11 protein-coding genes are annotated in these 8,739 nt (G+C 63.4%); 6 read left to right on the plus strand and 5 right to left on the minus strand.

Annotated features, from left to right (window positions below; translation table 11 throughout):
- A partial coding sequence (istB, locus tag GPA21_RS17340; RefSeq protein ID WP_168989365.1) for an IS21-like element helper ATPase IstB occupies positions 1 to 676 on the plus strand: 676 nt, incomplete at its 5' end.
- Here the strand turns inward: istB and GPA21_RS17345 are convergent.
- The gene (locus GPA21_RS17345; RefSeq protein ID WP_168989366.1) at positions 677 to 988 is read right to left on the minus strand and encodes a hypothetical protein; all 312 of its coding nucleotides are present in this window, start codon (positions 986 to 988) and stop codon (positions 677 to 679) included.
- An 82-nt stretch (positions 989 to 1,070) separates the two neighbouring features.
- Between GPA21_RS17345 and GPA21_RS17350 the strand changes: the two genes are divergently transcribed.
- The gene (locus GPA21_RS17350; RefSeq protein WP_168989367.1) at positions 1,071 to 1,484 is read left to right on the plus strand and encodes a bacteriohemerythrin; all 414 of its coding nucleotides are present in this window, start codon (positions 1,071 to 1,073) and stop codon (positions 1,482 to 1,484) included.
- Positions 1,485 to 1,622: 138 nt separating this feature from the next.
- Here GPA21_RS17350 and GPA21_RS17355 read toward each other — a convergent pair whose 3' ends face one another.
- A complete protein-coding gene (locus GPA21_RS17355; protein WP_168989368.1) occupies positions 1,623 to 2,042 on the minus strand; it encodes a DUF4395 family protein in 420 nt (139 codons plus the stop codon).
- Positions 2,043 to 2,199: 157 nt separating this feature from the next.
- On the opposite strand from GPA21_RS17355, the gene GPA21_RS17360 reads away from it, so the two are divergent.
- Positions 2,200 to 2,475: a ComEA family DNA-binding protein gene (locus tag GPA21_RS17360; protein ID WP_168989369.1), complete on the plus strand. Its 276-nt coding sequence runs from the start codon at positions 2,200 to 2,202 to the stop codon at positions 2,473 to 2,475.
- 37 nt (positions 2,476 to 2,512) lie between these two features.
- Here GPA21_RS17360 and GPA21_RS17365 read toward each other — a convergent pair whose 3' ends face one another.
- Positions 2,513 to 3,994: a cobyric acid synthase gene (locus GPA21_RS17365; protein ID WP_211163665.1), complete on the minus strand. Its 1,482-nt coding sequence runs from the start codon at positions 3,992 to 3,994 to the stop codon at positions 2,513 to 2,515.
- A gap of 82 nt (positions 3,995 to 4,076) precedes the next feature.
- On the opposite strand from GPA21_RS17365, the gene cbiB reads away from it, so the two are divergent.
- The 3 genes from cbiB to GPA21_RS17380 are packed head-to-tail and all read left to right on the plus strand — an operon-like array spanning position 4,077 to position 6,935.
- A complete protein-coding gene (gene cbiB / locus GPA21_RS17370) occupies positions 4,077 to 4,994 on the plus strand; it encodes an adenosylcobinamide-phosphate synthase CbiB (protein ID WP_168989370.1) in 918 nt (305 codons plus the stop codon).
- Complete coding sequence (cobD, locus tag GPA21_RS17375) at positions 4,984 to 6,000, plus strand: threonine-phosphate decarboxylase CobD (protein WP_168989371.1); 1,017 nt, start codon at positions 4,984 to 4,986, stop codon at positions 5,998 to 6,000. The genes cbiB and cobD overlap by 11 nt, the downstream gene beginning before the upstream one ends.
- 44 nt (positions 6,001 to 6,044) lie before the next feature.
- Entirely contained in the window at positions 6,045 to 6,935 is an 891-nt protein-coding gene (locus GPA21_RS17380; RefSeq protein WP_168989375.1) for a cobalamin-binding protein, read from the plus strand.
- 3 nt (positions 6,936 to 6,938) lie between these two features.
- Here GPA21_RS17380 and GPA21_RS17385 read toward each other — a convergent pair whose 3' ends face one another.
- Positions 6,939 to 8,255 (minus strand): cobyrinic acid a,c-diamide synthase CobB, encoded by a 1,317-nt coding sequence (locus GPA21_RS17385; RefSeq protein ID WP_168989372.1) that lies wholly within the window; start codon positions 8,253 to 8,255, stop codon positions 6,939 to 6,941.
- 50 nt (positions 8,256 to 8,305) lie between these two features.
- Positions 8,306 to 8,739: ABC transporter ATP-binding protein (locus GPA21_RS17390; RefSeq protein ID WP_168989373.1), on the minus strand; the 434-nt coding region annotated here is incomplete at its 5' end.

Here is an 8,739-nt window from a genome sequence, read left to right on the forward strand (position 1 = left end):
GAGCGCGGAGCGCGAAGTGCGCTCGATCGCCTACCAGATGAGCGCAGCGCGCTTCCCCGCGCATCGGGATCTGGCCGGTTTCGACTTCACGCAGGCGCGAGCCGATGAGGCGTTGGTACGTCGGCTGCACGCTGGCCAGTTTATCGCGGCGGCCCACAACGTGGTGCTGATCGGTGGGCCCGGTACCGGCAAGACGCACCTGGCCACCGCGATCGGCATCGAGGCCGTCCAGCATCTGGGCAAGCGTGTGCGCTTCTTCTCAACAGTGGAATTGGTCAATGCCCTGGAGCAGGAAAAGGCCAACGGCAAGGCGGGCCAGTTGGCCTACCGGCTGCTCTACGTCGATCTGGTGATCCTTGATGAACTGGGCTACCTGCCGTTCAGCCAAGCCGGCGGCGCCTTGCTCTTCCACCTGCTCTCCAAGCTCTACGAGCACACCAGCGTGATGATCACGACCAACCTGTCCTTTGCCGAGTGGGACAACGTCTTTGGTGATGCGAAGATGACCACCGCCATGCTCGACCGCCTGACCCATCATTGCCATATCGTCGAGACCGGCAACGAATCCTGGCGCTTCAAGACAAGTACGGCCCGGCTGCAGCCGGGCCGTACTCGAACCCCAAAAACACAAGGAGAACAGACACCACAACCCGAAACCGGAACCAACCCCGCGTAGCTATACTGTACGCATAAACCGGTGGGTCAGTTTTAGATGAAAACCCCGGGTCAGTTCTGCGTGGAAATCAACAATCAGGCCGCTCGACAAACCCCGCTCTCTCTGAAGCTCGTGGATCAGATCGTTGAAGATGATTGCGGTTTGGGTCCACCCGTAAATGGCGCGGGCCGTATCGCGCTCACCGATCTTCTCGCTGAAGCCTTGAGCAGCGAAATAAGACAAGGCGAGAAAGAAGGCAACCAACAGGCCCATCGCGTGGATCTTGATGCGTCGCAAGGCGCCGCCACTTACCGATTGACGAAGGGCTGTCAAAGCTGCGTTTCCGTTAGAATGGGACGGGAAACAAAGATCTTAGTGCAGATACTATTTGGCGAGTCAGGCTCTGATGCCTTTAATGTGGAACAAGTCACTCGAAACCGGAATTCGCGAGCTCGATCTGCAGCATCAGGAGCTGCTTGAGATCGCGAACGAGCTTGAACGCTGTGTGAACGACGGCAATCCCCACCGGGCCTGGCAAGAGGTGTTGCCGCGTCTGAGCGGCTATGCGCTCTTCCACTTCGCCACCGAGGAAAACCTTCTAATCGGTCTGCCGTCCGTCGCGAAGGAGCTGGCGGCGCACATTGCCGAGCACCGTACGTTCGCCACGAAAGTGGAGGAATTGAGGACATCCGCGCCGGACCTTGACGGTTTGAGGGAGTTCATCGATTACCTGCAGAAGTGGTTGGTCGCACACATAGGTCATTCCGATCAAGCGCTGGTCGCTTTGGTGAGCGCAGCACATCGCACCTGCAAGAACCGAACAGCGTGAGCGACCCGCCCAGCGGCCACGACCTCGCCGAGGGCATCCGACCACGAACATCCGATCACCCAGTCCCATCCGGACGATGGATAGAAAAAAGCCCGATCGGAGAATCGGGCTTTCTAATGTTGCGAATCAACGAGTGTTTCAGGCGCCGCGCACCCGGTACCACATCGTGTAGGCCCAGCAGGCAGCGCAGAAGCCGCTGACCAGATCAATGGTCGCAAAGACCATCAGCGCAACCGCGGGAATGCTGCCGATCCCCGAACCCATCAGCCAGGTCACCAGCATGATGGTGCCCATGATCGCAACCAACTTGTCGGCAAACATCTTGGCACCGGCATTCACCGGTTTGGCCACACCCACTCTTTTGGTGATCGCGGAGAACAGCTTGTAGGAGGGGCATTTGTGCGGTGATACGAAGCCACGCAGCAGACCGCCGAACATCAGGATCACCGCGACCCACTTGTAGGGCGTGAAGAAGTAGATCGCACTCACCGCGAGTGTTACTGCGGCCTGAAAACGGTAGGCATTCGAGCACACCGGAGCGATATCGAAACGAAGCATGTCGAACTCCTCAGCATTAAGACCTTATTTAGTATATCAGAGTATCCGCATATTGGAATACTCAATTGAGGGCCTGGTGACAAAATGCTCTTGACATTCCTGCTTCGTGTGCGCGACTATGCCCCTGCCATATGGCTACGTCATCAATGAGGATCTTATGAAAAAACTTCTACTTGCCGCATTGCTCGCGCTTTCCCTGTCTCCGCTGGCCGCAATGGCATCTTCGCAGATCGATATCAACTCTGCTGACGCCGCCACGCTGGAGCAAGTGCGAGGCATCGGCCCCGCCAAGGCCAGCGCCATCGTTGCCTATCGCCAGGAGAACGGCCTGTTCAAGTCGGTCGACGAATTGGTGAATGTACCGGGCATCGGGGAGCGTTCACTCGAGCAGGTGCGCGAGCAGGTCACGGTCGGAAACGAAACCGCCCAATGAAGTCCGGCAGGGGCTGGCTCCAGTCGGGCCACCCCTCCTATTCCCTTGGGCTGTGCGGATGAGAACTCGACGCTTGCAGCAAGCGCCCGAGATCAAGATGGCTCTCGATTGCATCCGCAAGCCGGTCAAGGTCGGCTTCGCGACGCGCCCCGATATCCTCGGTAACAGCCTCTGCCATCCCGGCCCACGAAAGCACCGCAGCAAGGGCCTCGGGATGATCCATCAAGCCATGCACATAGGTACCCGCCACCAGGCCGTCCTCTGAAATCGCCCCATCGGCTCGTCCATCATCGAGCCGGACGAGCGGTCGGGTCAGGGCCTCACCCGTGGTGACCCCGAGATGGATCTCGTACCCATTCAGTCTTGCCGGCGTCAGGGTCAGGCTGCCGGCAACCTGCCGCAAATGCTTGTTCCGCTCGAGCGTAGTATCCAGATCGAGCCAACCCAGCCCTTGTGTCTGTCCGGGCTCGCCCTCCATCCCGTGCGGATCCCGCACCCAGTGCCCGAGCATCTGGTAGCCCCCACACAGACCGAGCACCTTGCCGCCATATCGCAGATGACGCTGCAGGTAGGCGTCCCAGCCCTGCTGCCTCAGCCAGGCGAGATCGTTTATCACGCTCTTCGAACCCGGCAGCACGACCAGATCGGCCGGCGGAACGGGCTGGCCTGGGCCGACCCACGAAAAATCGACTTCGGGATGCAGACGCAAGGGATCGAGGTCCGTGTGGTTCGACACCCTCGGCAACACGGGCGAGATGGCTCGAAGCCGCGTCTGCCCCCCGCTCGACTGAGATCCATCAATCGCATCCTCGGCGTCGAGAAACAACCCATGCAGATACGGCAACACACCGAACACCGGCAATCCGGTGCGCGCCTCCAGCCAGTCCAGACCCGACTGCAACAAGCCGATGTCGCCACGGAAGCGGTTGATCACGAAGCCCAGCACTCGCGCCCGCTCGCTCTCGGACAGCAAGGCCATGGTTCCGACGAGGTGCGCGAAGACGCCACCCTTGTCGATGTCGGCGATCAGAATCACCGGTACGTCGGCCACTTCGGCAAAACCCATGTTGGCGATGTCTCGGTCACGGAGATTGATCTCGGCCGGGCTGCCAGCCCCCTCCACCAGAACGCCCTCGAAATCACGGACCAGCCGTTGCCACGAAGCCATTACCGCCTGCATCGCCACCGGCTTGTACTCGTGATAGTCCCGCGCGGATAGCTGCGCATGAACCTTGCCGTGAATGATCACCTGAGCGCCGATGTCGCTGGACGGCTTGAGCAAGACCGGGTTGAAGTCGGTGTGCGGTTCCACCCCCGCGGCGAGCGCCTGCAGAGCCTGCGCCCGGCCGATCTCCCCGCCGTCGGCGGTCACCGCCGAGTTAAGCGCCATGTTCTGCGGCTTGAAGGGCGCAATCCGCATGCCGCGCCGGGCAAGCACCCGCGCAAGCCCGGCCACGAGAGTGCTCTTGCCCGCATCCGAGGTCGTGCCCTGAACCATCAGTCTGATTGTCGCCGTCATCGCTTAGAATCCCTGCTTTGCGTCTTTGTGGTCCGCTGTCTGCTCGAACCGCGAAACTCTTGATTATCCCCGTCCGAATCCAATGCTGTCACTGTTACTGAAGCTCGTGCTCGCCATGGCGGCCGACCGCCTGTTGGGCGAGGCGCGCCGCTGGCACCCGCTGGTCGGCTTCGGGAAGCTTGCGAGCGCGATCGAGAAGCGGGTCCGAGCGCAATTCGGCGAGGGCCGGACAAGCGGTCTTGTCGCCTGGGGCGCAGCGATACTGCCGCTGGTCATCCTGGCCTGGGTCGTGCGCGACTCGGTACCAGGCGCTCACTGGATCATCGATATCGGCTTGCTGTATCTCGCCCTCGGCGGAAGAAGCCTCGTCGAACACGCCGAGGCGATCGCCGTACCGCTGGCGCGAGAAGACCTCCCGGCTGCCCGCGCGAGTCTTGCGCTCGTGGTAAGCCGCGACACCCAGACGCTTTCGTCCGAGGCGATCGCTCGTGCTGGCGTCGAGACCGTGCTCGAGAACGGGCACGACGCGGTTTTCGGCGCCCTGTTCTGGTTCTGTCTTCTCGGCGGGCCTGGCGCACTGCTCTTCCGGCTCGCCAACACGCTCGACGCCATGTGGGGCTATCGCAACCAGCGCTATCTGCGTTTTGGCTGGTTCGCAGCTCGCAGCGATGACGTGCTTGGCTGGATCCCCGCACGGCTGACCGCGCTGAGCTACGCCTTGCTCGGCCGGACACGCGATGCGTTCGTGTGCTGGCGCGAGCAGGCGCCTGCATGGAGCAGCCCGAACGCCGGCCCGGTGATGGCGGCGGGCGCCGGTGCGCTCGGCGTCTGTCTCGGCGGCGCCGCCTCCTATCAGGGTCGAACCGAAACCCGTCCGACCTTGGGCACGGGCAAGCCGCCGGACGCAGACTGCATCACGAGGGCAACCCGCCTGGTCCGCAACAGCGCCTGGCTTTGGCTTGCAGTCATCGCCACAGGCACGCTCATTCATGCGCTCTGACGGCTTGCCCTCCTCCCGCCCTCACCATGGCGGTCGTCTGCGCGACGCCGCCCGTCAATACGGCATTGCGCTCGAGACCTGGCTCGATCTTTCCACCGGCATCAATCCACAGCCCTACCCAGCTTCGAAGATTCCCGCCTCCAGCTGGCTGCGCCTGCCCGAAGACAACGACGGTCTGCAAACGGCTGCTGCCGCGTATTACGGGTGCGACGACGCGCACATCCTGCCGGTGGCCGGCTCCCAGGCCGCAATACAGGCACTCCCGCACGTGCTTCCTGGCAACCGTGTGAGCATTCTCGGGGCGACCTACGCGGAGCACGCATGGGCCTGGCACACGCGCCAGGCGTCGGTGGTCGGCTGTGAAGATCTGGAGCAGGCGGCGGACACCAGCGACATCGTCATCGTCGTGAACCCGGACAACCCCACCGGCCGAATCATCGAGCCGAAGCGCATGGAAGCTGCACACGCGCGACTCGCCTCGCGAGGCGGGTGGCTGCTCGTAGACGAAGCCTTCATGGACACCACGCCCGAGGCCAGCATGGCGGCCAACGCCGGCCACCCCGCCCTCGTCGTGTTGCGCTCCCTCGGAAAGTTCTTTGGGCTTGCCGGCGCACGCGTCGGCTTCGTGCTGGCCCCGGCCGAACTCAACCGGCAGCTCGCGCAAATCCTCGGCCCATGGACCATCGCCGGGCCCTCGCGCCTGGTCGCGCGCTGCGCGCTCACCGATACCGAGTGGCAGGGACGCACACGTGATGCGCTGAGACGGGCCAGCACGCGTCTGTCCGCACTGCTTCGCGAATGCGGACTCGGTGCTCCGAGCGGCTGCGCGCTGTTCCAGCAGATCACGACGAACAAGGCGGCGAACTGGACCGAACGCCTGGCCCGACAAGGTATCCTCGTGCGCTGCTTCGACAACCCCGACAGAATCCGCTTCGGCCTGCCAGCGTGTGAACATGAATGGCAACGCCTCGAAGCCGCACTCCGACGAATCACGGAAGAACAATGAACGACTCCCGCCGCATCAAACACACTGCCGACTTCGCTCTGCACATGCTCGGCCTCGTCGCTGGTGCGACACTCACCCTGACCGCGCACGCGACGAATCCGGTCACGGTGACCGACGACGAAGGCCGTGAGATCACGCTCGCCGCACCGGCGCAACGCATCGTCAGTCTCGCGCCGCATGTCACCGAAGTCTTGTTCGCCGCAGGCGCCGGTTCGCGCATCGTGGGCGCGGTTGCGTACAGCGACTACCCTCCCGAGGCAGCTGACATTCCACGCGTCGGAGGCTACATGAGCATCGATCTCGAAGCGGTTGCCGCGCTACGCCCGGATCTCGTGATCGCATGGTCGAGCGGTAATCGCGAAGCGCATCTCGACAAGTTCGCGGCCCTGGGCATACCGGTGTTCATGAACGAATCCCGCCGCCTGGACGACGTCGCGCATAGCCTCGAGCGCTTCGGCAAACTCGCCGGTACCGAGCCCGAAGCGGACGCGGCGGCCGCCGCCTTCCGTGAACGTCACCGCCAACTGGCCGAACGATTCTCGTCACAAGCGCCGATCACGATGTTCTACCAGATATGGAACGAACCACTGATGACGATCAACGGCGAACACATGATCTCCGACGTGATCACGCTCTGCGGAGGTCGCAACGTTTTCGCCACACTGCCGCAACTGGCTCCGCAGATCGGCACTGAGGCGGTGCTGGGTGCCGCACCCGAGGTGATCGTGGCCAGCGGCATGGGAGAGGCGCGCCCGGAATGGCTCGACCGCTGGCGCGACTGGCGCGGCCTGCCCGCCGCAGAGGCGGGCAACCTTTACTTCGTGCCCCCCGACCTCATCCAGCGCCCAACGCCCCGCATTCTAGACGGTGCGGAAATCGTCTGCGAATCTCTGGACGATGCGCGCAAGAAGCGCATCGCCGCAAGCGGCCGCTGAGCTTCAGGCGGAAAACAACGCAGCGACCGCTTCAGGGTTGGATGGAAAGTAAAGATGCAGGTAGGAGGCCGTCAGCCTCCCCCGCCGATACACCGCCTCACCCTGTCGGCCGTCGGCACGTCGCGCGCACAGCAAAGGCGGCATGTCGGTTTCGGTTCGGGAGTGATGGTAGGTGTGGCCGGACACGGTGCCTTCGGGCAAGTCTACCCACTCGGTGCCGAGCGCCACGAAGCGAGGCTGTAGCAATGCGCGCCCCGGCAGCACACCAGCAAACCGGTGAACCTGGCCTTGCTTGTCAACGATGGTATCGAACAGACTCATCATGCCGCCGCACTCAGCCAGCACCGGATGTCCGCGGTCAATGAAGGCGCGCAGCTCCTGCCACAAGTCGTCGCGCGCGGCGAGCCGCGCACCATGCAATTCGGGATAGCCTCCGGGCAACCACACTGCGTCCACGTCCGGTAGTGCCTCACCGGCGATCGGAGAGAAGAACACCAACTCCGCACCCAGGTCGCGCAGCGTGTCGAGATTGGCGGGGTAGAGGAAACCGTAGGCCGCGTCACGAGCGATCGCAATCCGCCTGCCAGTCAGCAGACGAGGCACAAAGGGCTTTTGCGCGGCCGCAAAAGCCACCGGCTCGGGCAGCACACCTGCACCGGTCTGCTCCAGCGCGTCCGCGAAGCGATCCAGGCGCGCAAGCAGATCCGGGATTTCCGCCGCCTGCAGCAGTCCGAGGTGACGCTCCGGCAACGCAGCCTCTGCGTCGCGTGTGATGGCGCCGTACCAGCGCATGTCGGCGGGTACGGCTTCTCTGAGCATGGCGGCATGCCCCGGACTGCCGACGCGGTTCGCGAGCACACCCGAGAACGGCAGGCCAAGCCGATAAGAGGCAAGGCCGTGAGCGACCGCCCCGAAGGTCTGCGCCATCGCCGACGCATCGATCACCGCCATCACCGGAATGCCGAAACGTTCGGCGATATCGGCGCTCGACGGCTGGCCGTCGAAAAGCCCCATCACGCCCTCGACGATGACCACATCCGCCTCGGCCGCGGCCTCGCTCAGCCGCCAGCGTGCGTCAGCTTCGCCGCACATGCCCAGATCGAGGTTATAGACCGGTGCGTCGCTGGCGAGCGTGTGGATCTGCGGATCGAGAAAATCCGGACCACCCTTGAAGACCCGCACTCGCCGACCCGCCCGCGCGAACATCCTGGCCATGGCGGCAACCACGGTCGTCTTGCCCTGCCCGGACGCCGGGGCGGCGATCAGCAAAGCCGGACAACGCCGAGCAGCCTGTCGGACCTGCGGCCGATCCAATTCCATCACCACTCCTTTACCAAACAGTTCCTGCAAACAACTCGTTCTCGCAGAGTTCAATCCGGCAGAAAGATCACTTTGCCGTCACACTCAAAGCGTCGCAGACGATGGCCGAAGGCTGCACTCAACCAGGACTCGCAAAGAATCTCGTCGCGACTGCCAGCCTTTACCCCGCCGCGCCCATCGAGCAGGATCACGTGGTCCGCATAGCGTGCCGCGAGATTGACGTCGTGCAACACCATCACGACCCCACAGCCGGCATTCGCCCGCTGGCGAAAGAGGTCCAGCATCGCAATCTGGAAATGCAGGTCGAGGTGATTGCTGGGTTCGTCCAGCAGAAACAGTCGCGGTGACTGCGTGAGCAGGGTCGCAATCGCCACCCGTTGCCGTTCGCCACCCGACAGGGTCTGCACGTCTCGCGCCTCGAAACCTTCCAGCCCCACCTCGCGCAACGCGGCTCGCGCCAGCGCTTCGTCGGCCTCACCCTCCC

Source organism: Azoarcus taiwanensis (assembly GCF_012910885.1).
Taxonomy (GTDB): Bacteria; Pseudomonadota; Gammaproteobacteria; order Burkholderiales; family Rhodocyclaceae; genus Azoarcus_F; species Azoarcus_F taiwanensis.